Here is a 23,691-nt window from a genome sequence, read left to right as displayed (position 1 = left end):
TTATTTTGCCGCCTCCATAGCCGCGAGATATGCTTCATGCCAGTCGGGGAAATTTTTTCGTATAGATACAGGCCGAAAGCTTTCTTTTTTCACAATCACATGTTTCGTTTCACCTGTAACCGCTATCTCCCCACTGTTATGCTTTACAGCGTACCCATAAGTAATACGAAGGCCGTCATAGTTCTTTACCCATGTTTCAATGAAGATCTCATCGCCATATCGTACCGGGTGCTTAAATTGAACAGCTGCGTCTACTACTGGAGAAACGACTCCCTGCTTTTCGAGCTGATGATAGTAAAAGCCTAAATCTTCAATAAGTGCTGTACGTCCAATTTCAAACCAAACTAAATAATTCGCATGGTAGACTACCCCCATCATATCAGTTTCCTGGTAACGGACTTTAATATTCGTATGATTAACCTGCATATTATTTTTCCCCCCGAACTGTTTGCCAAGCTTTCTGCCAATCTTCTATAGTCAGTAAATTGATTTGCCCTTCCTCATTGCTCTCAAACAATCGAAACGATTGAAACTGGATCGCTTCATTTACAATATTCGTTACAAAACGTCCATTACCACGGACATTATGCTGCCTGAACTGCTGTAACAAAAATTGCTTAGCTCCTTCTTCGATTTCGTATTCATACTGGGATGTTAAGTGATTGGCTATTTCCAGTAATTCCGTTTCAGTATAATCAGGAAAGTGGAAATATTTTTTGAATCGTGAAGATAAGCCCGGATTGCTTTCAATCAGCTGCTGCATTTCATACTGATAGCCTGCTAATATTACAACTAAGTTCTCATTATGTCTGGTCATTTCATCGACAAGCGTTTCTATGGCTTCCTTGCCAAAGTCGTCTCTTCCTTTACTATGAAGGGCGTAAGCTTCATCGATAAACAAAACACCACCTAAGGCTTCTCTTACCTTTTTCTTGGTTTTCATCGCAGTCTGCCCTACATACCCTGCTACTAGATCACTTCTGGAAGCCACAACTATATGGCCTCTTTTCAGCAGCCCGCATTCTTTTAGAATTCTTGCATAAATGTCTGCCACCGTAGTCTTACCTGTGCCGGGGTTACCGGAAAACACAGAATGCAATTCAATAGGAACTATCGGGAGACCGTATTCTTTTCTTTGCTGTTGGGCTTTTACAAAAGAAGATAGTTTCCGTACTTCCTGTTTTACATTATTCAAACCGATCAACCGATGGAGTTCATCTAAAGGTGAGGATTGGTCCAGATCTTGTGCTGAAGTAAATTGAAGGTCTCTATCATCGATTCTCATATGATCAAGCCAGTGTTCCTTATCATTTAGGGTTTCAGCTGCCCCTTTTTGAAAAATATTTTTAAGAACGAGATTACGAACGGTCCGTGCATTACCAAAAGACTCGTCGACACGTTCATTCTCTATTTGTGTTTCAAGCGTACGCAACGCTCTTGTTGTAAAAAAGAAATCATTCTCAAGCGCTACAGATTCTGCAATCTCCAGCAATTCTTCTGTTTTATAATCAGGTAATTCAATGTGGTTCTGCTCTGGAAAACGACTGCGCAACCCTGGGTTGGCCCAAAGAAATTGACGCATTTCTTCTGGATAGCCTGCTAAGATGATGGCAAACCTCCCTCCGTAATCCTTACTAGTCATTGCTGAAACAAGAGTATCAATAACGGCCTGGCCGTAATCATTGCCTGTCTGGCCTTCACGCTTTAAGCTATAGGCTTCATCGATAAATAAAACCCCGCCCACTGCCTGCTTTACATAATTCATAGTGTTTTCTTCACTTTGTCCAACATAGGAGCCTACTAAATGGGACCGATTCACCTCAACTACATCTTTCGTTTCTAATATGCCAAGATCATAATAAATACTGGCTAAAAGACGAGCGATCGTCGTTTTTCCCGTCCCCGGGTTTCCGGAAATAATCATATGAAGCCCTGGTTCATCTACCATTGAGAACCCTAAACTTTTACGCTGCTGCTGGTATTTTAAGAAATGATAATATTTTTTAATGTACGTTTTTACATCATGTAAACCAATCATTTGTTCAAATTGTTCAAGCGGGTTTTCTTTGTTTTCGTTCGTTAAAAATAGAGGCAGGTGATGGAATAGCTCATCTTTAAGTTCGGTAAGATTTCTTATGCTTTCATTTATTTCTTTAACCGGAATTGAGATTCTTCGCTGTTGAATAGACTCCTGTGCATCCACCAAAGTATTTTGAAGCTCTGATAATTGTTCATAAATTTCTTGGTAGAGTTTTACAAGAGGGCGGTCTACATCAACAATTTTACTCTCTGCTAAATTGTCGTTCCACTGAGTAATTAGAGCATCTACATCCATTAAAATAGACTGTACTTTCTTGCTTTTCGCTGAATTATGGTCTGTTTCGTGCAGGATCCATTGATCGAACGTTTTTCGCTGCAGCAACGTATAGCCTCTCATAATTTGCACACAATCATAAAGATCTTGAACAATTGGGTGTGAAGGCGCAAGTTCTTTAGCACGGTCAATAAACTGGTCTGCAAGTGAATCCTGAGCAGGATGCCTTTTTATACGGTAATAAGCTAAAATCACGTACAATGTTGCCTTTACTTCGGAATCCTCTATAGTTTTCTCATTATTTAAATATCGCAGGACCTCAACTTCAGATACAGGAGGTACTTCATCCAAGTTTGTCCATTGTTGTAATTGTGTAAGTTCCAATATATCCCGTCCTTCCATCATCGTTATATTTTATCACAATCAAACGATGATGTAGATGAACTTGCACAAAACGAAAAGCCGCCCCATTTGGAGGAGCGACTTATTCTTATTCCTGATGACGAGCTTCATCTTTTATTTCTTGACGCATGCCTTCAAGAGCTTGTTCTCGCTTTTTATTTTTCCTCTCAATTTGGGAACGATCTTTATCATTGGCCATGTTCATCGTTTCATGTGAAGCTTCGATATTTTCAATCGTATTCTGAACAGCTTCCTGCAGCTTTTCAACATTATCTTCTCGATTGTCAGGGTTTGGTTTCTGGTTTGGCATCTATCAATACCTCCTATTGTGATAGTCAAGACTTATCATGTGAATAGGAGCATTATTTTATACAAAAAAAAAACCTTCTTTGAATTAAGAAGGAATTTTTCTAATGCGCTGATGATGCCGTTCTTCAATTCGGTCCTCAATCTGATCCATTAATTTCTGATCCTGCATAATCATTTTAATGTTTTCCTGCACGCGCTCTTGATAAGTCAGTTTCTGCTTCTTTCTCACGCAAACCACTCCTTTATCTAAAAAGGATTCCCAAGTTTGCATAAGTTATACTAGTTTAGTTCATCTTTCATCTCAACCATAAACTCATAACTCATAGGTCCTACCCTTCGTTCTTCCTGTACCACCCCATCTGTACCGATAAAGTAAGTAGTTGGAATCGACATCGCCTGGTAATCGCTCGTTACGTCACCTTTTCTGTCTAATAAAACTGGAAAGGTGTAGCCTTCTTCTTCAATATAGTCGTGGACATCACTTATACTGCTCTCTGAATCTGTCGCATTAACAGCAAGAATCGTAACTTCATCCCCAAACTCCTTGTGGAACCTCTCCATTTCAGGCATTTCCTCTTTGCAAGGAGGACACCAGGTAGCCCAGAAATTCAGAAAGACTTTTTCTCCTCGAAGACTTGAGAGTTTAACTTCGTCACCTTCTAAGTTTTGCAATTCAAAATCAGGTGCCTGCTCCCCCTTCTTAATTCCTGCTGGAGAGTTAGGAGGGGACATGGACGTTCCTTCCTGACTCGTATCTCCGGAAGTATCATATTGCTGCAATTCATCTGAAGAACCTTCGTCTTCCTGTCCTACTTCGTTGTACACAATGATCCCCACTAATATGAGTAAAAATAATCCTGCACCTATTTGCTTAATCATCTCATCCCCTCCTTCTTCCTTCTCGTACTTTTCCATCCTTATTATAAAAGTATGAGCCAGAGGCACAATAAAACCTATTTTTTTATTATAATTCATCTTTTTTAATCAACAAAGAAATGAGTGCCAAGAGCTGTAATTATTTTCTTTCACGTTAAATAAAAGCAGAAAAAAACCTGCTGCATGAATACAGCAGGTTCTCTCTAAAATAATCAGCTTAACTTATTCCGAAGCACCATTTGCAGGATGCCTCCGTGTCTGTAGTAATCGACTTCAACTTCACTGTCAAAACGTGCGACGACTTCAAACTCTTTTTTCGTGCCGTCTTCAGAGGTAGCCGTTACTTTCACTAAGTCATGAGGTTTTACCGATTCATCCACGTTTACATCTAATGACTCTCGACCGGTTAAACCAAGAGATTCAATCGTGTCTCCTTCTTTAAACTGCAAAGGAAGTACACCCATCATTACTAGATTGGAGCGGTGGATACGTTCAAAGCTTTGAGCGATAACGGTTTTAATTCCTAGTAAATCAGTTCCTTTTGCAGCCCAGTCACGCGAGCTTCCCATGCCATAATCATCTCCTGCAATGACTGCAAGCGGGGTATTGTCCTCTTTATATTTCATGGCTGCCGTATAAATAGGCATCACTTCTTCAGTCGGCCAGTAGGTAGTAAAACCACCTTCTGTATCAGGAGCTAATTCATTACGGATACGAATATTGGCAAAAGTACCTCTCATCATAACCTCATGGTTACCGCGGCGGGAGCCATAAGAGTTAAAGTTACGCGGAGAGACATCTTTCTCGATTAAATATTCACCTGCCGGCATATCTTTAGGAATCGCTCCAGCTGGTGAAATGTGGTCGGTTGTAACAGAATCTCCAAACTTACCAATTACTCTTAAGTTGCTTAAAGGCTTAACGGTTTCCGGATCAGGAGAAAGCCCTTCAAAGAATGGTGGATTCTGAATATAAGTGGATTCCTCGTTCCAATCGTAAAGCGGCTCATCCGTAGTCTCAATTTCATTCCACTTTTCATTTGAGTTAAATACATTCTCATATTCTTTACGGAAGATTTCCGGAGTTACCACACGTGCTACTTCTGCTTTAATTTCTTCCTGCGAAGGCCACACGTCATTAAAGTAAACCGGCTTGCCTTCTGTATTCGTTCCTAGAGGTTCGTTCTTAAGATCGATATCAACTGTTCCAGCTAAAGCGTATGCTACTACTAAAGGAGGTGACGCTAAATAGTTAGCTTTAACCAGCGGATGAATACGACCTTCAAAATTACGGTTACCTGAAAGGACTGAAGAAGCCGTTAGGTCACTATCCGCGATCGCTTTCTCAATTTCAGGAAGTAATGGACCAGAGTTACCAATACATGTCGTACATCCATAACCTACTAAGTTAAAGCCCAGGTTGTTAAGGTATTCCATCAGACCGGAGTCCTCCAGGTATCTCGTCACAACCTTTGAACCAGGAGCAAGAGATGTCTTAACGTAATCAGGAACATTCAACCCAAGTTCGACAGCCTTCTTAGCTACAAGACCGGCACCTAACATAACGTGCGGGTTAGATGTATTGGTACAGGAAGTAATGGCTGCAATAGCAAGTGCACCCGTCTTCATAACTGTTTTTTTGCCGTTTGCAAACTCAACCTCTACCTCTTTATCAAATTCCTTCTTATCCAGGCCAAACCCATGATTTCCAGCTGGTCCTGTAATGGCTTTTTCAAAGGATTCCTTCATCTTGGAAAGCGGAATTAAATCTTGCGGGCGTTTTGGACCGGACAGGTTGGGCTCCAGCTCTCCGAGATCGATTTCAACCAGCTTAGTAAATTCAGGATCTTCAAGGGAAGGATCATACCATAAGCTGTTTTCTTTACAATATTTTTCGACAACCGCAATTTGTTCTTCACTGCGGCCCGTTAATCGTAAGTATTCGAGTGACTCATTATCCACAGGGAAGAAACCACATGTGGCTCCGTATTCCGGCGCCATGTTTGAAATAGTCGCCCGGTCAGCTAACGGCATCTCCTGCAGCCCAGGGCCAAAGAATTCGACAAACTTTCCAACTACATTCTGCTCTCTTAGTTTTTGAGTAACCTTTAGAGCTAAGTCTGTAGCTGTTGTCCCTTGAGGGAAGCTGCCATTTAATTTAACTCCGATAACTTCAGGAGCTGGGAAATAAGAAGGCTGGCCAAGCATACCGGCTTCTGCTTCAATTCCTCCTACACCCCACCCGAGAATTCCAAGACCGTTAATCATAGTCGTATGAGAATCCGTACCGACGAGCGTATCAGGATAAGTATCATAAGAGCCCTCATCATTCTCAATTGCGTGAACAACGTTGGCAATATATTCTAAGTTAACCTGGTGAACAATACCAGTTGCCGGTGGAACAGCACGGTAATTATCAAATGCTTTCTGAGCCCAGTGTAAGAACTCATAACGTTCCTGGTTACGCTCAAATTCTAATTCCATATTTACGTTTAATGAATCAGGTGTGCCGTACTTATCTACTTGTACGGAATGGTCAATGACAAGGTCTACAGGTACTTCAGGATTAATCTTTTCAGGACTTCCTCCTAAGTCGACCATAGCTTTACGAAGGGATGCCAAATCTACGACGGCTGGTACTCCAGTGAAATCCTGGAGGATAACGCGGGAAGGTTTAAATGGTACATCCTCTCCCTTAGATTTGCTAGTTCCCCAGTTTGCTAGACTCTCTACGTGTTCATCTTTAATCACACGTCCATCGTGTTGACGAAGCAGAGATTCAAGTAAAATACGGATTGAAAAAGGCAGACGAGAGATCTTGCCGTGTCCCGCATCTTCTAAGGCTTTTAATTCGTAATAGTTGTACGTTTGGCCATTCAATTCAAATTGTTTGCGAGCATTAAATGCATTGTTAGCCATAATTCCTTTTACCCCCTCTTCAGTGTTTAAACGGCATAATTATACATCATCTATGCCATTCCCCAATGTGTCATTTGCTTTCTTCTTCTGAAAAGTCCACAAATATGCACCCTTTATTGTATATGAAAACGATTTATAAGTAAAATAATTACGCAAATTTTTTGAGATTTCGACACAACAGAAAAAGCAGCTTGTCTTTATATCCTGTTGGTTTTATAATAAATCATGATACGTAAAAAATGAAACAGGTGATGTGAATGTCAGGCGGTTTTGCTGTTTTTATCATAGGCTGGATTGTACTGATGATAGTACTTATGGCTATTGGCGGTTTTTTTATGTTCAGGAAATTTCTTAAACGCATGCCCAAAGAAGATGGGAAATCGACAATGGACTGGGAAGAATATTATGTGGAGCAGACTGTTCATATGTGGAGTGATGAACAAAAGGAATTGCTTGAAGAACTTGTGGCGCCGGTGCCGGAGTTATTCAGAGATGTGGCTAAACAGAAAATTGCAGGCCGAATTGGACAGGTAGCACTGGAGAGAAGAAGCTCCCAAATGACAGAAGATATCATCATTGAAGGATATATATTAGCTACTCCTAAAAGAGATCACAAGTTCCTGATTAAAAAACTACAGGAAAAACAAATAGACATTACACCATATCAGCCGCTGTTTGATCGTTAAAAAACCGGGTCTTTAGAAGACCCGGTTTTTTATGTGGTTATTGTTTTTTCCAAGCGGAGATACTGTTTCAGCATAGCAATGCGCCATGTCAAAATCATCCCAAGTGCCAGAAGGAAGAACATCCCGCTCGTTTCTCCAAACGAAATGGAAGAGCCAATTATAATTTTTAAAACGATTCTTAGAATTAATAATCCAAAAAGAATAAAGACGAATGCCCTAGAAGGTTTTAAATAAATTTCTCCTTCTCTCACTTCAAATTTTGAAGAACGAATAAGAAATATGGAAAATACAGCGCCGATAAAGACTGCTTCTAACACTTGAGTCCATTGTACACGAAACATAGGAAATAAGAACATAAGGGCCCCCGTACTCATCATAAACGGGGGTAATATTATTTTTTTTACACTCGCCGGTCTTTTAGCAGCACGGAGTCTCACAAAAATCATAACCACGGCCATAGCTGCCGCCACAATGGAGCTGGAAATTATCCAAAACATAAGATTCACTCTTTCATACGTTTGCTTTAATCTTCTTCTCTATCATCAGCTACTGTTAAAATGATCGTCATCGTAACACCGATTACCGTTAAGTACACCCCTAGGTCAAACAGTAACGCAGTAGCAAGTTCCGTACGTCCTAAAATTGGCAGCTGAAAATATCCGAAATTCTGTGTTAAAAAAGGCGCATTAAACAAGAAGGCTCCTACACCTGTACCCACCGCAATGATTAATCCAGTGAAGATCATGTATAAGAAATTTACAGGAATCACTTTGCGGATTACATTTAATCCATATGCCATATTCATTAGAACTAGGGCAGCTGAAGCCATTAATCCTCCGATAAAACCACCGCCTGGCTTATTATGGCCGGCGAAAAACAAATATACGGAGAAACCCAGCAAAATAAAAGCGATCAGCGCCGTTGTCGTTCGTAAAATTAAATCGTTTGTACGCGTCATATAAAAACTCCTTCTACAGAACATCTTATTGCTTTTCTTATGATAATACAATCTTGTTACAAAATCCATGCTTAGAACCCTTGAAAACCAAATAACCCTGCAAGATAAGAAGTAAGCCGGGTCATCCAGTCAAAGTAAAGAGCCACACCCATAAATATCATAATATACCCGCCGACCTTAACAATACGGGGACTATTCCGCTTTATCCACCCTATTTTCCCAATAAAAAAGGAAAGAATTAAGAAAGGGAGAGAGAATCCAAGAGAATAAGCAACCATCATAATTAAGAATAAATCCGGCTGATCTGCCGCTAATACTAAAACTGCAGACAGTATAGGCCCCGTGCAGGGTGTCCACCCGAGTGAGAATGTAAGCCCTATAATAAATGAACCGACATAGCCGGCTGGGCGGTTTTTAAATGATATTTTCCTATCTTTCATTAAGAATTGGAAATTGAATACACCAATAATTACAAAACCGAAGAAAATGATCAGCACAGCACCTAAGCGTCTTATTAAATCTTCATTCTGAATAAGAAATTGAGCAAATAATGATCCCGAAAACCCTAAGATTAGAAAAATAGTGGAAAAACCGAGTAAAAATAAAATCGTATGGATTAAGCTTCGTTTCGTCAGCATTCCGTTTTCGTCCCTTAACTCGCTTACACTCATCCCTGTTATGTATGATAAGAAAGCAGGATACAAAGGAAGGACACATGGTGAAATAAACGAAAGAAAACCTGCTCCAAAAGCAAGAAATACATTTAGGTCTGTCATAATTCAAAGTCCCCCATCTATATACTCGCTCTAATTGTATCAAACAAGTAATAAAAAAACGATTAGAGAAGTGTGAACAGAATATGAACCAAACCAATTAAATATAAAAAACCTCTACTTCTAAACGGTGAAGTAAAGGTTTTTGCTTTTTTATTTAGTCTGCTGATTGTTCATAGCCCGCATCATCTGATTGATCTTCTTCTGAGATGGCTTCTGTCCCATTTGCATCATCAGTGTACGCAGCATTTGCTCATTTATCGGCGGGTTCTTTTTCAAATAGTTCATCATGTACTTTCTAGCAATGAAGAAGCCTAAAGCTACGCCACCAACTAGAGCCAATACACCTATGATGATAACCCATACGATGCCCAAAGTCATATCAACGTCTTCCTCCTTCGTGTTGTCTCCCATAACAGTATAGTAAAATGATCACAGGAATACAATAGAGCATTTTACGATAACAGACGCTGACTTATAAGAGGGGAAATCCACCCGTAATGTTCTCCGCTTTCTTCAATAATAAAAAACGTTTGATCACACATTCTCAGCGGTTGAAATAAACCCCTTTCTGCTTGCCAGAGGCTGTCACACTGAAATAGACAACAGCAATTCTTACCATCTAGTATATCATAATTTTTTTCACAATCGAATAATCTCTCTTTTAAATTCAATGGGCTGCCATGAATTTTTTTCAGCCACTCATTGAAAGAGAAATGCGTCGTTATATAATCTAATTGACTCATTAATTGATCCATATATTTGGATGTGCATGAATCGTTCTGACACTCTTCAAAAAATCTTTTGAGCAGATCTACTTTGTAATAGTATTTCTCAGTAACTTCTCTTTTTACTGCATAAACAGTAAATTGCATGCGACCATCCCTCCTTGAAAAGTATTATAACTATCAAAGAAGGATTAGTTTGTCACATTTTGTCAACTGAGATCAGGTACTTTTGTCAGATTTTCTTTTTATGTACATTAAACTACTGCACCTCATAGAGATGCAGTAGTTTCCTTTACTATTGATTCATTAAGCTTTCTGCATGTTTCACCACATTATCTACAGTAAAGCCAAATTTCTCAATAATAACATTGCCTGGTGCAGATGCACCAAATCGATTAATGCCGATCACGGCCCCGTCGAGTCCAACGTATCTTTCCCAGCCAAATGAAGCTCCCATTTCAATAGCCAAACGCTGTCTTACATTGTTTGGAAGAACTGCTTCTTTATAGTCATCGTCCTGCGCTTCGAAGCGATCGAAGGATGGAATGCTGACGACTCGGACATCGTATCCTTTCGTCTTTAATTCCTTCTGAGCCTTCACAGCCAGTTGAACCTCTGAACCAGAGGCCAGAAGAATACTGTCAGGTGTTTCCTTCTCTGAATCTGAGAGTACATACGCACCGCGTTTTACCCCTTCATATGCTTTCTCTTTTGTTCCTTCAAGAGTCGGGAGACCTTGACGTGTAAGCACCATAGCATTCGGAGTCGTATTTGATTCCAGTGCCAGTCTCCATGCTGCGCTGGTTTCATTGCCGTCTGCTGGACGAACAACTGTCAGGTTAGGGACAGCGCGGAGAGAAGACAACTGCTCAATTGGTTCGTGTGTCGGACCATCCTCTCCTACCGCTACAGAATCATGCGTTAAGACATAGTTAACGGGAAGATTCATCAGAGCGGATAATCGAAGCGCTGGACGCAGATAATCACTAAAGACAAAGAATGTCCCTCCATAAACTTTTAAACCTCCATGAAGAGCCATACCATTTAATGCGGCAGCCATAGCAAATTCACGTACACCAAACCAAATGTTTCGGCCGGCGTAATTATTACGAGAAAAATCCTCTTCTTCTTTAACAGTTGTTTTGTTTGAGCCGGCCAGGTCAGCACTTCCACCAAAGAAATAAGGAATCGCTTTAGATAAAGAGTTAATAACTTCTCCGGAAGCTGCACGGGTAGCCAACTCATCTTTACCTGGTTCAAAGCTTGGTAAATTTTGTTCCCATCCTTCAGGAAGCTTTCCTTCGATAGCAAGCTCAAGTTCTTCCGCTAATTCTGAATGGGCCTGTTTGTATTCATCGAATAACTTATTCCATTCTTCTTCTTTCTTAGCACCGTTTCCTTTAACTTTAGTGTTGAAGTCTTCATATACTTCTTCAGGTACGTGGAACGGTTCGTGCTCCCACTTGTAATATTCTTTAGTTGCGGTGACTTCTTCCTCACCCAGTGGAGCTCCATGGGAGTCTGATTTCCCGGACTTTGTAGGGGCTCCGTAACCAATTACAGTTTTAACCTCAATCATTGTCGGCTGATCTGTATTTTGCTTAGCTTTTTCTATTGCTTTTGTAATTTCATCTGTGTTCGTCCCGTCTTCTACACGGATTACCTGCCATCCGTAAGCTTCATAACGCTTTTCCACGCTTTCACTGAAGGAACGGTTCAAATCTCCATCAAGGGAGATATCGTTAGAATCATAAAGAACGACCAGCTTTCCAAGTCCTAGATGACCTGCAAGAGAGGCTGACTCTTGAGAGACACCTTCCATAAGGTCACCATCTCCACAAATAGCAAAAGTATAGTGATCAACAATATTGTATTGATCTTTGTTGTATTTAGCAGCTAAATGTGCCTCAGCCATAGCCATTCCTGTAGCCATAGCCAACCCTTGGCCAAGAGGACCTGTTGTAGCTTCTACCCCGTCTGTATGACCGAATTCAGGATGACCTGGTGTTTTAGAGTCCCACTGACGGAATTCTTTTAAATCATCAATAGAGACTTTATAGCCGGAAAGATGAAGCAGGCTGTATAAAAGCATAGATCCATGGCCAGCTGATAGTACAAATCGATCTCTGTTGAACCAATCCGGATTTTCCGGGTTATGATTCATAAACTGAGACCATAAAGTGTACGCCATTGGGGCAGCACCCATAGGCATACCCGGGTGACCGGAGCTTGCTTTTTCTACTGCATCAATTGTTAAAGTCCGTATTGTATTAATGGATTTTTGTTCAATACTGTTTGCCAAAATAAATTCCCCTTTCTTCTAACGCGTATGTAACATGTATTATCGTATAATGAAATGAACTACGTGACAAGTTTCACAACGGATTTTCTTTTTGAAGTTCCTCATTTAACCTTCCCTTGTGCCAAATAATATAAACAAAAACCGCACATGATTCGTGCGGTTTCTCGAGATCTTTAATGTTTTTTTTCGTTCTCCTGCATCTGCTTTACCTTTTTAGGAGTCACGTCGTTTCCTTCCGGGTCAACGACTGTCATTCCTTTCAGCTGATTTTTGAACGATTTGCGGACATTTTTCAAATATTCCTGACGAAGCTGCTTCTGTTCTTCTTTTTCCTTTTCAGTCAACCCTTGTTCCTTAGATTTATGTGACAGCTCATTTATACGATTTAATTTTTCATTCGTAATCATGAAAACTCTCCTTTTAGTATGGGGATACAAAAAGACAAGAGCGTTATGCCTCTTGTCTTAATATATATTAACGCTCCTGATCGTGTTTTTCAAGTGAGACAAATTCCTGATACCTTCTATGTACGGTAGCTTTCGAAACGTTATAACCTAAACCTCTAAGAGTTGCAGCGATCTCTTTAAAAGTCAGCTTGTTATTTCTAAGCCTCACTACCTCTTCAACAGGAAACCCTACCCTCTCTCTCCCTTTAGCCAAATGCTGATTGGAGAGATTCTTTTGAGGAGTGTAACCATTGGCTACTGCTTTTCTCATTCCTCTGCGAATTTTCATATTATGGATTTTCCTTTGATATTCTTCTACTATGCCTACAATTTGCAGAACCATTGAATCAGATTCAGAGATTGTAAATTCTCCATCATTAGTAAGCGAAAAAATTTTAACATTCAATTTCTGGAGTTGATGAAACAAAGCAATTTTCGTATTTCCCCGTCCCAGCCTTGTTTCATCCTGAATGAATAAAACGTCTGCCTGGTCATTTGAAAAATGGTCAAGCATCCGAAACACACCTTCCCGCTCAATTTCGTAACCACTAGCCTGTTCTTCTATGCAATCAACAATTTCGGCTGATTTATTTTCGGCAAGAGCCGTTAACTCTGCTTTCTGCCTGGCTAATGAACTGACCTGTGCTTCTTTATCTGTACTTACCCGGCAATATAAAATAGCTCTCATTTCCAAACCCTTTCTTCATCTGTTAGCGCAATTATACGCTCGTTACCATTGAATAGTATAAGAAAGCCAGGCTTGCTGCAAATAATAAAATATACGTGACGTCCAGTTTTGAAAGTTTGTTAAACATAATAAAATCCTCTCCCTTTGAAAGAACAAGCGTTCCCTGAACATTTGTTCGCTATTTATGATTTAATTATATACGAACGACTGTTCTTGTCAATAGTTTTTCGAACGCTTGTTTGTGTTTTTTGAAAACCCATGATAGAATGAAACTACTATAATCCTATGTTCGAGGTGTTTAAATATGAGTAAACTTTCAAAGAGGCAGCAGGAAATACTAGATTATATTAAAGAACAGGTGTTGTTAAAAGGTTATCCCCCTTCCGTAAGAGAAATCGGTCAATCAGTTGGTTTAGCCTCAAGCTCAACCGTTCATGGACATTTATCGCGTTTAGAAAAAAAGGGTTTTATCCGCAGAGATCCTACGAAACCGAGAGCTATCGAAGTCATTGAATTAGAGGAGGATACAAGCATTCCTCGCACAGAAGCTGCCTATGCTCCTGTAATAGGTAAAGTAACAGCAGGTTCTCCAATTACGGCTATTGAAAATATCGAAGAGTACGTGCCGCTTCCTGATTCTTTAGCTGGAGGGGATGACAATACGTTTGTGCTCGTCGTTCAGGGAGAGAGTATGATTGAGGCTGGAATATTAGACGGAGACATGGTCATCGTAAGACAGCAGACAACAGCAAATAACGGAGACATTGTGGTAGCCATGACTGAAGACGAAGAAGCTACCGTAAAACGTTTCTTTAAAGAAAGTAATCACATCCGGCTGCAGCCTGAAAATGCAACCATGGAACCGATTATTTTAAACGATGTCTCTATTTTAGGGAGGGTCGTAGGATTATATCGTACGGTACATTAATTAATTTTAAAAAATCCCTCTTTCTCGTTATAGAGTGGTGAACAGACCCGATAAAACTTATAAACTTCCATAACTCTGTTTTCCACTGGAGTATGGCAGTTTAACTATTATTTGGCCCCTTCCAATGACGATAATAACGTTCTCGTTTTGCCCAATAGCAAAAACCTCCAGGTGAATTTTACTTTCACCTGGAGGTTTTTTTAAAATAGAAAAATCCCCCTTTGTCAAGTGACTAAAGGGGGCGGGGATATTAATAAGTTTGCAGATATTGCTCTCTTTCCCACGGGTGTACTTGCGTTCTGAACATATCCCATTCAATTTCTTTTGCTTCTACAAAATGTTCAAATAAGTGTTCTCCTAGAGCTTTCACCATAACTTCATCTTTTTGAAGCTCTTCTAATGCATTATATAGAGTAGCAGGAAGATCTTGAACACCATGAGCTTCCCTTTCCTTTTTGTTCATAACGTAAATATTACGATCCACAGGAGACGGAGCTTCTAGTTTATTTTCCACACCGTCAAGACCAGCAGCAAGCAATACAGACATAGCCATGTAAGGGTTTGCCGCAGGATCTACACTACGTACTTCGATACGTGTGCTTAAACCTCTAGAAGTAGGCACACGCACTAATGGACTGCGGTTTTGACCAGACCAGGCCACATAACATGGTGCTTCATAACCCGGTACAAGACGTTTATAAGAATTCACTGTCGGGTTTGTAACAGCCGTGAAGTTTGTGGCGTGTTTAATAATACCCGCAGTAAACTGATAAGCGACATCAGACAATTGTTCTTTACCATTTTCATCGAAGAAAGCATTGCCGTCCTCATTAAATAGAGACATGTTCGCGTGCATACCAGACCCGTTTACACCAAACAATGGTTTTGGCATGAATGTAGCATGAAGACCGTGCTGGCGAGCAATCGTCTTAACCGCCAACTTGAACGTCTGAATATCGTCACAATGCTTCACTGCATCGGAATACTTAAAATCAATTTCATGCTGACCTGGTGCTACTTCATGGTGAGACGCTTCAATTTCGAAGCCCATCTCTTCTAATTCCAGAACGATATCACGGCGGCAGTTCTCACCAAGATCTGTAGGCGCCAAATCAAAGTAACCGCCTTTATCATTAAGTTCTAACGTCGGCTCATGATTTTCATCTAATTTGAATAAAAAGAATTCAGGCTCTGTGCCAATGTTAAAGGCAGAGAATCCAAGTTCTTCCATCTTCTTGAGATTACGTTTAAGATTGTAACGCGGACAACCTTCAAAAGGTGTTTTATCAGGATTATAAATGTCACAAATAAAACGTGCCACTTTCCCTTTTTCAGATGTCCATGGAAAAACGACGAATGTATCAAGATCTGGTACTAAGTACATATCGGATTCCTCAATACGAACGAATCCTTCAATGGAAGATCCATCAAACATCATCATGCCATCCAACGCTTTTTCCAGCTGACTAAATGGAATCTCCACATTTTTAATAGTCCCAAGCATGTCTGTAAATTGAAGACGAATAAATTTTACATTTTCCTCATCAATTTTTTTGAAAATTTCTTCTCTAGTTAATCCCATTCTACTCCTCCTAATGCAGCAATTAATGGAAGAATCTTGACATTTCTCCCTGTCTTAAGCTCATTTTACCTTGTCTTCCCGCGGTGAAAAGTTCTTGTTGTAACATACGACGAAGTTCGCGGTCGGTGAGTTCATTGTGAACTTCTTCGACTTCTTTTTCATCGTAAGGTTCATTCTCCGGCTGATGAGTAATTGACAACACTTGCTTAATTCCAGCCATGTTTACGCCTTTTTCTATTAATGACTTAATCTCAAGCAAACGATCAACATCATTAAATGAGAATAGCCGGCGGTTGCCGTCTGATCTTGCTGGATTTACAAGTTGATGTTGTTCGTAATACCTGATTTGCCGGGCCGAAAGATCAGTTAGTGATTGTACAATCCCCATCGGGAATAAGGGCATTGAACGACGAATTTCGTCACTCATCGATGTGCCACCTCCCAAACAGAAATTCTACCTTAATTATACTTCAAGCCATTCATATGTCAACATATGTGACAAAAGTTCACATGATAATTTCTGAAAAATTTCGAAAAAATTTTCAATGATGAACTTTTTCTGTTCTCATACTTGTCTCTAAAGCTCTGACAACAGCGATCTTGACGTGAGAATAAGTTAATCCTCCCTGTACGAAAGCCATATATGGCGGCCTGATTGGTCCATCAGCCGTTAATTCTAAGCTGGCCCCTTGAATAAACGTGCCAGCTGCCATAATTACCTCGTTCTCATACCCGGGCATCGGGCTGGGGTGAGGGGTCACATGTGAATTAATTGGAGAAGCTGCTTGAACAGCTTGACAGAACGCAGTCATTTGTTCTGCTGAATCAAAATTAACCGATTGTATTAAATCTGTCCGGTGCTCATCAAAGGCAGGAGAAGTAGTAAAGCCTTTTGACTGAAGAAGCTTCGCTGTAAACACAGCACCTTTTAATGCTTCTCCCACCACATGCGGAGCCAGGAAGATACCTTGATACATTTCCTGCAGCATATTTAAACTGGGACCAGTCTCCTTTCCAAGACCGGGCGCTGTCAACCGATAGCTGCATAACTCGATTAAATCAGCTCGTCCAGCAATATACCCCCCGACTCGCGCAATTCCTCCACCGGGATTTTTAATTAGCGAACCTGCGATCAAATCAGCACCCGCTTCAATAGGTTCTTCGGTTTCGACGAACTCTCCATAACAATTATCTACAAAGACGATAATATCTTTTCTTACTTTCCGCACCTCTTTAACCATCTCTTTTATATGGGTTATAGAAAAAGAGGGCCGGTCTGCATATCCTTTGGAACGTTGAATAGCGACAACTTTTGTTCTCTTATTAATTGCTTTTCGAGTTTGCTCCTTATTAAATTCACCATTACTTTTAAGCGGGACCGATTGATATGTAATATCAAAATCACTTAAAGCTCCTTTGTCCTGTTTTGGAGAGCGACCTATAACTTCCTCCAGAGTATCGTAAGGATCTCCAGTTATATACAATAATTCATCTCCCGGTCTGAGAACTCCAAAGAGGGCGGTGGTAATGGCGTGGGTGCCCGAAATTAATTGTGGGCGTACGATCGCATCCTCAGCCTTGAAGACTTCTGCATATAATGCTTCAAGCTTGTCTCGACCAAAGTCATCGTATCCATATCCTGTTGTAGGATTGAAATGGGCATCAGAAACTTTTAATTTCTGAAAAGAGTCCAGCACTTTTTCCTGATTGGCATCCACAATAGTTTGAATATATTTATGCTGTGGCTGGATAATATCCTCCACCTGTTTTACAAGTTCTTTCATTATTAATCTTCCTATCTTAGTAAACTTACCTTTAGAGGATGATTCGGCTGAATATAACCTTCAACCTCGTACCCCTCATTATCTTCTAAAAAACGGTAGGAGGTGACGATAGATTGAGTTTTTATTTGTTGCAGCTGCTTGCCTGAGGAGGCAGCTATAAACACATGATAATACTCCCATTCCTCTTTAAGTACGGTTTCAATTTTAGCTGTAATACGTTTAATGTCAATCGGATCTCTTACACTCGCAGTGATTGACGGATGAGCATGAGGAATAAATACCTCATTTAATAAATCCATTTTATTGTAAACCGTAAGTGAAGGTAAGTGAGAGGCCTCTAAGTCTTCAAGCAGTTTATTAACCGTTCTTTCCTGTTCCATGTGATCCGGATGAGAGGCATCGACTAAGTGCAGAATAAAGTCAGCTTCCGTTACTTCTTCGAGCGTCGAGCGGAATGCAGCTATAAGAGTAGTTGGCAGATCTTGAATAAACCCTACGGTGTCCGAAAGCAAGGCTTGAAAGCCAGAAGGGAGACTTATCTGCCGTGTCAAAGGGTCTAAAGTAGCGAACAGTAAATCTTCTTCAAAAGAATCACTCGAAGTTAATCGGTTAAATAAGGTGGACTTTCCTGCGTTAGTGTATCCAACAATAGCAATTTGGAAGGCATAGTTCTCATCCCTCCGCTTACGATACTGATCCCTCTGCTTTACTACCGTTTTGAGCCTTCGTTTTATATCATCTATACGACGCTGGATGTGACGTCGGTCCGTTTCAAGCTTTGTTTCTCCGGGACCCCGCGTGCCAATCCCGCCTCCTAATCTCGAAAGCTCGGTACCCTGGCCGGCTAAGCGCGGAAGCAAGTATTGAAGTTGGGCCAATTCTACTTGCAGTTTTCCTTCTTTTGTTCTGGCTCTGTTGGCGAATATATCCAAAATAAGCTGACTTCGATCAATAACTCTCCGCTCCAGCTTATCACTAATATTTTTCAACTGACCTGGAGAAAGCTCGTCATTAAAGATTACGAGGGAGGCTTCCCATTCCTCTGCAGTTAATTTTATTTCATCGAGCTTGCCTCGACCTAAATAAGTAGCCGGATGGATGTGCTCCCGGTTTTGTATAACTACTTCCGCCACTTCTCCGCCGGCAGTAATTGTTAAAGACTGTAATTCTTCCAAAGAAGAGTTAAACCTTTCCTGCTCCTGCCCTGGATCTTTTCTTGCTACTAAGATTACTTTTTCTTTCTCCAAATTTTTTACCACCTTTACCTGTGAAAATATCTGTATCAGCTATGTGATTGAATTAAAGTGAAAGTCAGATGGTTCTAACGTCATTAAGTCCTTTTTGTTCCAGTTTTCCCGATTAGCTAAACGATAAGCATGTTTTCGAACGGCATCTTCAATCAAGTTTCGAACATACCTGGCATTAGCAAAATTTCGAGGAGGATAATAGCTGGCTTCCGCTAAATGTTCATAAAGCTTCCTTTCAGCCTGAGGGGTAAGAGTGTAATCTTTTTCTTTAAGCATAACCCGGGCTATAGCCGAAAGCTCCTCAGCTTTGTAATTATTAAAATTAAGCTGTAAAGGGAAACGAGAAGCGAGCCCGGGGTTCATACTTAAAAACTCTTCCATTTCTACAGGATAGCCTGCCAATATAATAATAAGCTGTTCATGATAGTCTTCCATGCACTTAACGAGAGTGTCTATAGCTTCTTTCCCAAAATCTTTCTCCCCACCACGCGCTAATGAATAGGCTTCATCTATAAATAATATTCCCCCGAGAGCCTTCGTTATCAAATCTTTTGTTTTTTGTGCAGTATGACCGATGTATTCTCCCACCAGTTCCCCTCGGTCCGCTTCAATAAGGTGACCGCTTTCCAATACTTTCATTTCTTGAAACAATTGAGCTACCAGTCTGGCTACTGTGGTTTTTCCGGTCCCTGGGTTGCCTTTAAAAATCATGTGACGGACCTGATGATTCGTTTTTAAACCCATTTCTTTCCTTTTTTGTTCAATTAATACTTGAGCATAGATTTCTTTTATTTGATGTTTTAAACCGTCTAATCCCACGATAGACGAAAAATATTGGTCAATAAAACGAAAATAAGGTGCATGAACCTTAGGGTTAGATTGAGAAGCAGTATCTTCATGTTCCGTGTAATCTTTTTTCAGTACAATGTTAATCTTACTCTGGCTTTTAACTCTGGCTTGCTGATTCATACCGATCCCTCCTAGCTTCCATGTATCATACGCTGCAAATGAGGATTCGTGACAAACGCCCAGCCATAGAAAAACGAGCGCGTAACTGCGCTCGCTTCTTAAGTATATTCAGTAGAACCTTTTCACGTCATTATTATTGCTCTTTATCAAGGGCAATATTCTTAACAGGAGCAAATGTAGAAATTGCATGTTTAAAGATTAACTGCTGTTTTCCATCGGTTTCAAGAAGGACTGTAAAATTATCAAACGCCTTAACATTCCCTCTCAGTTGAAACCCATTAAGTAAAAATACCGTCACCTGAACGCGGTCTTTCCTTAATTGATTTAGATAATTATCCTGAATATTTACTGATTGTGCCATACATCTTCCTCCTCTTTTCTATCTATATTATTACCATTCTAGGTTTCTTCGAGCATTCCTGCTAAATCCCGCAAAATTTTTTCAATAGTATCTTGTTTTTTCGAAGAACCTACATTGTACCATTGAACATCCAGCTTATTTTTGAAATAAGTAAGCTGCCGCTTCGCATAGCGCCTGGAGTTTCTTTTTAAAAGTTCAACTGTGCGATCAAAACTTTGTTCCCCTTTAAAATAGGGGATAAACTCTTTATAGCCTATCGCTTTCATCGATTGGCAATCTTCATACCCTTTTTCGTATAAAAGCCGAACCTCTTCTTCCAATCCGGCTTTAACCATAAGCTCGACACGTTTATTAATTCTTTCATATAAAACGCCGCGTTCCATTTCTAAACCAATAATGTGGGGATGATAAGGTGCCTCCTGCGTTTGTGCCTCATGGTTCTCGCTTAAAGTCCGTCCGGTTGTTTCGTAAACCTCAAGAGCCCTGATCACCCTTCTGACATTATTGGGGTGAATTTTACCAGCTTGAACCGGATCAATTGCTTTCAGCCTTGTATGTAATTCCTCTATTCCTTGATCTTCACACTCTTTCTCCAGCTTTTCAATGACTTCAGGGTCCCTTTTTTCATTTGAAAAATTGAAATCAAACAGCGCGGCTTGTATATATAATCCCGTACCACCCGCAATTACAGGAAGTCGATTGCGCTTTGTTATTTCATCGATTAAAGAAGCTGTTCTTTCTTGAAACTCAGCAACTGAAAAAGTTTCGTCTGGTTGCTTAATATCAATCATGTGGTGAGGGATACCTTCCATCTCTGCACTTGTAACTTTAGCTGTACCGATATCCATCGACTTATAGACTTGCATGGAATCTCCGCTGATCACTTCACCGTTAAATTGCTGAGCTAATTTCACAGCTAACTCTGTTTTTCCAACTGCAGTAGGACCAACAATGCTAACCACGTGCGGTTTCACTCTAATTCACTCCTTTTTTATTCCTACTCCATTATACATGAATCGCTCTACAATGCTAACTCACAGCATAAACTAACGATATCCGTTACCACAACTAACGGATATCGTTAGTAAAAATCAAAGAATTCGTTAGTTTGTGTATCGACTTTCGTTAGTTTTGTGATAATATAAAGAAAAGGAGGAGTATGAAGTGGTTAATCAGCGAATTCGAACATTACGTAAGAAACGGCGTCTCACGCAAACGATGTTGGCCGAAAAAGTCGGTGTTTCAGCCCAGGTAGTTTCGAATTGGGAGCGTCAATATACCTCCCCTGACCTTGAGGATTTGTCCAAAATTGCCCATGCCCTTCATACGACAGCGGACTATTTACTTGGTTTGAGTGATGAGAAAGAAGATGAGATCAGAGAAATTAAGCAATTCCTTGAAGATAGAGGTTTTGATCGTTCAGTGATTTTTGACAAAAATTCATGGTTGAAAGTTCAGCCGGAAGAGATTCACCAAATTGAAAATTACTTTCGTTTTCTATTACAGCAAAATCACCCTTCATAATTCTGTTATGTAAACAAAAAAAGCATGACTCCAAAACGGAGCCATGCTTTTTTTACATTACACGCTTAAACATCTTTTCCAATTCATATTCCGAGAAGAAAACAATAATCGGCCTTCCGTGCGGACATGTAAATGGATCTGTAGAATTCCTGAGTTCTTCGAGCAGCTGAAACATGTCATGGTGATTTAAATAGTGATTCGCTTTAATCGAACGTTTACAAGACATTAAAATGGCTGCTTCTTCCCTCAACTTAGCAATATCAATTTTTTCCTCTTTCATCAGCTGTTCTATCATATCTTGAATGACTTCTTCTTCAAAGCCTTCAGGAAACCACTGGGGATGAGAGCGAATAATATAACTATTTTCTCCAAAATTTTCAAAGAAAAGACCTACTTTTTCCAGCTGCTCTTTAAATTCTTCAATTTTTAAAGCTTCTTTTCTTTGAAAATCAAATGTCATCGGCACAAGAAGTTCTTGTACCTCATGTTTTACTTCACCTATTTTATCTTTGAAATATTCATATTTTATTCGCTCTTGTGCGGCATGTTGATCTACGATATACATACCTTCTTCATTTTGGGCAAGGATATAGGTGCCGTGTAACTGCCCAATAGGATGCATCGAAGGCACTCGTTTTGGCGAAGGAGGTTTGGTTGGCTCCTGATCCGCAACCAGATCGGAAACATCAGTTGTTTCAATCGGATGCTCAACCGACTGCTTGTTTTCATTTATAAGAATCTCCGTGCGCTCATCCACTTCTCCTCTCCCCTCTTCCTGGCGTGAAACCCGGGGGATGGATGGTTCCTGCACCTGATTCTCATAATCATAAAGTTTAAGGCTTTCCTGTTTTTGATAAGGGACCTCTTTCTTTGCCGGTTGATATTCAACCTCTGGTATAAGGGTCTGGGTTCTAAAGGATTCACGAATCGTTTCTTCTAGTAGTTCAAACAACTCTTTCTCTTTACTAAAGCGAACTTCAAGCTTGGCAGGATGAACATTAACATCCACTAGAATGGGATCCATTTCGATATTTAGAACAACAATCGGACTTTTTCCAATCGGGAGTAAAGTATGATAGCCTTGAAGCACTGCTTTATTCAGCATTATATTCCTAATATAGCGCCCATTTATTATAGTTGAAATAAAACTTCTTGAAGCACGGTAAATTTCAGGCTTGGCTACATATCCGTGAATCTTAAAGTCTTTGGTTTCCGCCTGAACAGGTACCATTTTACGAGCTACTTTCATGCCATAAATCTGAGCTGCGACCTGCAGCAAATCCCCGCGCCCATTTGTACGAAATAGTTCTTTGTCATTATGTTTACATGTGAATTTCACCGTTGGGTTCGCCAAGGCCATACGGTTTAGTACGTCTGTAATATGACCTAGTTCGGTATGAATCGTCTTCATATACTTCAACCTGGCAGGAGTATTATAAAAAAGTTCATCTGCAATAATCTCTGTTCCTTTACGAGCATCACTCTTCCCTTCGGAGAGCACCTCCCCTCCGGCAAGTTCCAGCTTTGTTCCTGCCTCATTTCCCTGGGAAGTTTTAATTGTTAATCTACTCACTGCAGCGATACTTGCGAGGGCTTCACCCCTGAAGCCGAGTGTTCTTACATGGAACAAGTCTTGTTCATTTTGAATTTTACTCGTAGCATGTCTAAAGAACGCTTGCTTCGCATCTTCCCCGTCCATACCATTCCCGTTATCGGTCACTCTAATTCTTTCAAGTCCCGCTTCTTTCAGTTCGATTTCCACCCAGGTGCTGTCCGCATCAATACTGTTTTCAACTAATTCTTTCACTACCGAGGACGGGCGTTCAACTACCTCCCCGGCTGCGATTTTGTTAGCGAGATGATCCGGCATTAAGTGTATGTCTGCCATCCCTCACC

25 protein-coding genes are annotated in these 23,691 nt (G+C 40.4%); 3 read left to right on the top strand and 22 right to left on the bottom strand.

The window, feature by feature from the left end; translation table 11 throughout:
- From C1A12_RS11305 to acnA, 6 genes are all read right to left on the bottom strand, one after another.
- Complete coding sequence (locus C1A12_RS11305) at positions 1-426, bottom strand: thioesterase family protein (protein ID WP_101843984.1); 426 nt, start codon at positions 424-426, stop codon at positions 1-3.
- A gap of 1 nt (position 427) precedes the next feature.
- The gene (locus C1A12_RS11300) at positions 428-2,698 is read right to left on the bottom strand and encodes an AAA family ATPase (protein ID WP_306417002.1); all 2,271 of its coding nucleotides are present in this window, start codon (positions 2,696-2,698) and stop codon (positions 428-430) included.
- 106 nt (positions 2,699-2,804) lie between these two features.
- Entirely contained in the window at positions 2,805-3,026 is a 222-nt protein-coding gene (tlp, locus tag C1A12_RS11295) for a small acid-soluble spore protein Tlp (protein WP_101843982.1), read from the bottom strand.
- An 84-nt stretch (positions 3,027-3,110) separates the two neighbouring features.
- Entirely contained in the window at positions 3,111-3,254 is a 144-nt protein-coding gene (locus C1A12_RS11290) for an FbpB family small basic protein (protein ID WP_159462185.1), read from the bottom strand.
- Between the two features lie 50 nt (positions 3,255-3,304).
- Entirely contained in the window at positions 3,305-3,904 is a 600-nt protein-coding gene (locus C1A12_RS11285; RefSeq protein WP_101843980.1) for a TlpA disulfide reductase family protein, read from the bottom strand.
- Positions 3,905-4,113: 209 nt separating this feature from the next.
- Positions 4,114-6,819, bottom strand: coding sequence for an aconitate hydratase AcnA (gene acnA, locus C1A12_RS11280; protein ID WP_200816585.1), 2,706 nt, complete (start codon positions 6,817-6,819; stop codon positions 4,114-4,116).
- Between the two features lie 257 nt (positions 6,820-7,076).
- Between acnA and C1A12_RS11275 the strand changes: the two genes are divergently transcribed.
- A complete protein-coding gene (locus C1A12_RS11275; RefSeq protein ID WP_101843978.1) occupies positions 7,077-7,505 on the top strand; it encodes a DUF2621 domain-containing protein in 429 nt (142 codons plus the stop codon).
- 29 nt (positions 7,506-7,534) lie between these two features.
- Here C1A12_RS11275 and C1A12_RS11270 read toward each other — a convergent pair whose 3' ends face one another.
- The 8 genes from C1A12_RS11270 to C1A12_RS11235 all read right to left on the bottom strand — a co-directional run bounded on the left by C1A12_RS11270 (position 7,535) and on the right by C1A12_RS11235 (position 13,400).
- Entirely contained in the window at positions 7,535-8,002 is a 468-nt protein-coding gene (locus tag C1A12_RS11270) for a CcdC family protein (RefSeq protein WP_101843977.1), read from the bottom strand.
- Between the two features lie 26 nt (positions 8,003-8,028).
- Entirely contained in the window at positions 8,029-8,463 is a 435-nt protein-coding gene (locus tag C1A12_RS11265) for a Na(+)/H(+) antiporter subunit B (protein WP_101843976.1), read from the bottom strand.
- Between the two features lie 71 nt (positions 8,464-8,534).
- Entirely contained in the window at positions 8,535-9,239 is a 705-nt protein-coding gene (locus C1A12_RS11260) for a cytochrome c biogenesis CcdA family protein (protein WP_101843975.1), read from the bottom strand.
- A 150-nt stretch (positions 9,240-9,389) separates the two neighbouring features.
- Positions 9,390-9,617 carry a YneF family protein gene (locus C1A12_RS11255; protein ID WP_101843974.1) on the bottom strand — a complete coding sequence of 76 codons (228 nt, stop codon included), beginning with the start codon at positions 9,615-9,617 and terminating at the stop codon, positions 9,390-9,392.
- A gap of 74 nt (positions 9,618-9,691) precedes the next feature.
- Positions 9,692-10,111 carry a sporulation inhibitor of replication protein SirA gene (sirA, locus tag C1A12_RS11250; RefSeq protein ID WP_101843973.1) on the bottom strand — a complete coding sequence of 140 codons (420 nt, stop codon included), beginning with the start codon at positions 10,109-10,111 and terminating at the stop codon, positions 9,692-9,694.
- Between the two features lie 148 nt (positions 10,112-10,259).
- On the bottom strand, positions 10,260-12,266 hold the full coding sequence (tkt, locus tag C1A12_RS11245) for a transketolase (RefSeq protein ID WP_101843972.1): 2,007 nt from the start codon (positions 12,264-12,266) through the stop codon (positions 10,260-10,262).
- A 173-nt stretch (positions 12,267-12,439) separates the two neighbouring features.
- Positions 12,440-12,673 (bottom strand): DUF896 domain-containing protein, encoded by a 234-nt coding sequence (locus tag C1A12_RS11240; RefSeq protein WP_101843971.1) that lies wholly within the window; start codon positions 12,671-12,673, stop codon positions 12,440-12,442.
- 67 nt (positions 12,674-12,740) lie between these two features.
- Positions 12,741-13,400 (bottom strand): recombinase family protein, encoded by a 660-nt coding sequence (locus C1A12_RS11235; RefSeq protein ID WP_101843970.1) that lies wholly within the window; start codon positions 13,398-13,400, stop codon positions 12,741-12,743.
- A gap of 304 nt (positions 13,401-13,704) precedes the next feature.
- On the opposite strand from C1A12_RS11235, the gene lexA reads away from it, so the two are divergent.
- Positions 13,705-14,328 (top strand): transcriptional repressor LexA, encoded by a 624-nt coding sequence (gene lexA, locus C1A12_RS11230; RefSeq protein WP_101843969.1) that lies wholly within the window; start codon positions 13,705-13,707, stop codon positions 14,326-14,328.
- A 250-nt stretch (positions 14,329-14,578) separates the two neighbouring features.
- On the opposite strand, the gene glnA is transcribed toward lexA, so the two are convergent.
- The 7 genes from glnA to miaA all read right to left on the bottom strand — a co-directional run bounded on the left by glnA (position 14,579) and on the right by miaA (position 21,245).
- The gene (gene glnA, locus C1A12_RS11225; protein WP_101843968.1) at positions 14,579-15,910 is read right to left on the bottom strand and encodes a type I glutamate--ammonia ligase; all 1,332 of its coding nucleotides are present in this window, start codon (positions 15,908-15,910) and stop codon (positions 14,579-14,581) included.
- 22 nt (positions 15,911-15,932) lie between these two features.
- Entirely contained in the window at positions 15,933-16,337 is a 405-nt protein-coding gene (locus tag C1A12_RS11220; protein WP_101843967.1) for a MerR family transcriptional regulator, read from the bottom strand.
- A gap of 115 nt (positions 16,338-16,452) precedes the next feature.
- The gene (locus C1A12_RS11215; RefSeq protein WP_101843966.1) at positions 16,453-17,694 is read right to left on the bottom strand and encodes a methionine gamma-lyase family protein; all 1,242 of its coding nucleotides are present in this window, start codon (positions 17,692-17,694) and stop codon (positions 16,453-16,455) included.
- 11 nt (positions 17,695-17,705) lie between these two features.
- On the bottom strand, positions 17,706-18,941 hold the full coding sequence (gene hflX / locus C1A12_RS11210; RefSeq protein ID WP_101843965.1) for a GTPase HflX: 1,236 nt from the start codon (positions 18,939-18,941) through the stop codon (positions 17,706-17,708).
- 39 nt (positions 18,942-18,980) lie between these two features.
- Positions 18,981-19,910 (bottom strand): AAA family ATPase, encoded by a 930-nt coding sequence (locus C1A12_RS11205; RefSeq protein ID WP_101843964.1) that lies wholly within the window; start codon positions 19,908-19,910, stop codon positions 18,981-18,983.
- 133 nt (positions 19,911-20,043) lie between these two features.
- Positions 20,044-20,271, bottom strand: coding sequence for an RNA chaperone Hfq (hfq, locus tag C1A12_RS11200; protein ID WP_101843963.1), 228 nt, complete (start codon positions 20,269-20,271; stop codon positions 20,044-20,046).
- Positions 20,272-20,309: 38 nt separating this feature from the next.
- A complete protein-coding gene (miaA, locus tag C1A12_RS11195; RefSeq protein ID WP_101843962.1) occupies positions 20,310-21,245 on the bottom strand; it encodes a tRNA (adenosine(37)-N6)-dimethylallyltransferase MiaA in 936 nt (311 codons plus the stop codon).
- A gap of 190 nt (positions 21,246-21,435) precedes the next feature.
- Between miaA and C1A12_RS11190 the strand changes: the two genes are divergently transcribed.
- Complete coding sequence (locus C1A12_RS11190; protein WP_101843961.1) at positions 21,436-21,795, top strand: helix-turn-helix domain-containing protein; 360 nt, start codon at positions 21,436-21,438, stop codon at positions 21,793-21,795.
- Between the two features lie 52 nt (positions 21,796-21,847).
- On the opposite strand, the gene mutL is transcribed toward C1A12_RS11190, so the two are convergent.
- On the bottom strand, positions 21,848-23,683 hold the full coding sequence (mutL, locus tag C1A12_RS11185; protein ID WP_101843960.1) for a DNA mismatch repair endonuclease MutL: 1,836 nt from the start codon (positions 23,681-23,683) through the stop codon (positions 21,848-21,850).
- Between the last annotated feature and the right edge of the window lie 8 nt (positions 23,684-23,691).

Origin of the sequence: Halobacillus sp. Marseille-P3879, assembly GCF_900240285.1 — a bacterium.
Lineage (GTDB): Bacteria > Bacillota > Bacilli > Bacillales > Halobacillaceae > Halobacillus_A.
The sequence above is the reverse complement of the archived record's forward strand: the minus strand, read 5'-3'. Positions and strand labels throughout refer to the sequence as shown.

Bases quoted from the DNA above. Each gene is read 5' to 3' on its own strand.
- C1A12_RS11215 (WP_101843966.1), bottom strand. From the start codon at position 17,694: ATGAAAGAACTTGTAAAACAGGTGGAGGATATTATCCAGCCACAGCAT.
- tlp (WP_101843982.1), bottom strand. From the start codon at position 3,026: ATGCCAAACCAGAAACCAAACCCTGACAATCGAGAAGATAATGTTGAA.
- C1A12_RS11240 (WP_101843971.1), bottom strand. From the start codon at position 12,673: ATGATTACGAATGAAAAATTAAATCGTATAAATGAGCTGTCACATAAA.
- C1A12_RS11270 (WP_101843977.1), bottom strand. From the start codon at position 8,002: ATGTTTTGGATAATTTCCAGCTCCATTGTGGCGGCAGCTATGGCCGTG.
- C1A12_RS11275 (WP_101843978.1), top strand. From the start codon at position 7,077: ATGTCAGGCGGTTTTGCTGTTTTTATCATAGGCTGGATTGTACTGATG.
- C1A12_RS11220 (WP_101843967.1), bottom strand. From the start codon at position 16,337: ATGAGTGACGAAATTCGTCGTTCAATGCCCTTATTCCCGATGGGGATT.
- C1A12_RS11235 (WP_101843970.1), bottom strand. From the start codon at position 13,400: ATGAGAGCTATTTTATATTGCCGGGTAAGTACAGATAAAGAAGCACAG.
- hfq (WP_101843963.1), bottom strand. From the start codon at position 20,271: ATGGCACAATCAGTAAATATTCAGGATAATTATCTAAATCAATTAAGG.
- acnA (WP_200816585.1), bottom strand. From the start codon at position 6,819: ATGGCTAACAATGCATTTAATGCTCGCAAACAATTTGAATTGAATGGC.
- lexA (WP_101843969.1), top strand. From the start codon at position 13,705: ATGAGTAAACTTTCAAAGAGGCAGCAGGAAATACTAGATTATATTAAA.
- C1A12_RS11285 (WP_101843980.1), bottom strand. From the start codon at position 3,904: ATGATTAAGCAAATAGGTGCAGGATTATTTTTACTCATATTAGTGGGG.
- C1A12_RS11265 (WP_101843976.1), bottom strand. From the start codon at position 8,463: ATGACGCGTACAAACGATTTAATTTTACGAACGACAACGGCGCTGATC.
- glnA (WP_101843968.1), bottom strand. From the start codon at position 15,910: ATGGGATTAACTAGAGAAGAAATTTTCAAAAAAATTGATGAGGAAAAT.
- C1A12_RS11305 (WP_101843984.1), bottom strand. From the start codon at position 426: ATGCAGGTTAATCATACGAATATTAAAGTCCGTTACCAGGAAACTGAT.
- C1A12_RS11260 (WP_101843975.1), bottom strand. From the start codon at position 9,239: ATGACAGACCTAAATGTATTTCTTGCTTTTGGAGCAGGTTTTCTTTCG.
- mutL (WP_101843960.1), bottom strand. From the start codon at position 23,683: ATGGCAGACATACACTTAATGCCGGATCATCTCGCTAACAAAATCGCA.
- C1A12_RS11255 (WP_101843974.1), bottom strand. From the start codon at position 9,617: ATGACTTTGGGCATCGTATGGGTTATCATCATAGGTGTATTGGCTCTA.
- sirA (WP_101843973.1), bottom strand. From the start codon at position 10,111: ATGCAATTTACTGTTTATGCAGTAAAAAGAGAAGTTACTGAGAAATAC.
- C1A12_RS11205 (WP_101843964.1), bottom strand. From the start codon at position 19,910: ATGAATCAGCAAGCCAGAGTTAAAAGCCAGAGTAAGATTAACATTGTA.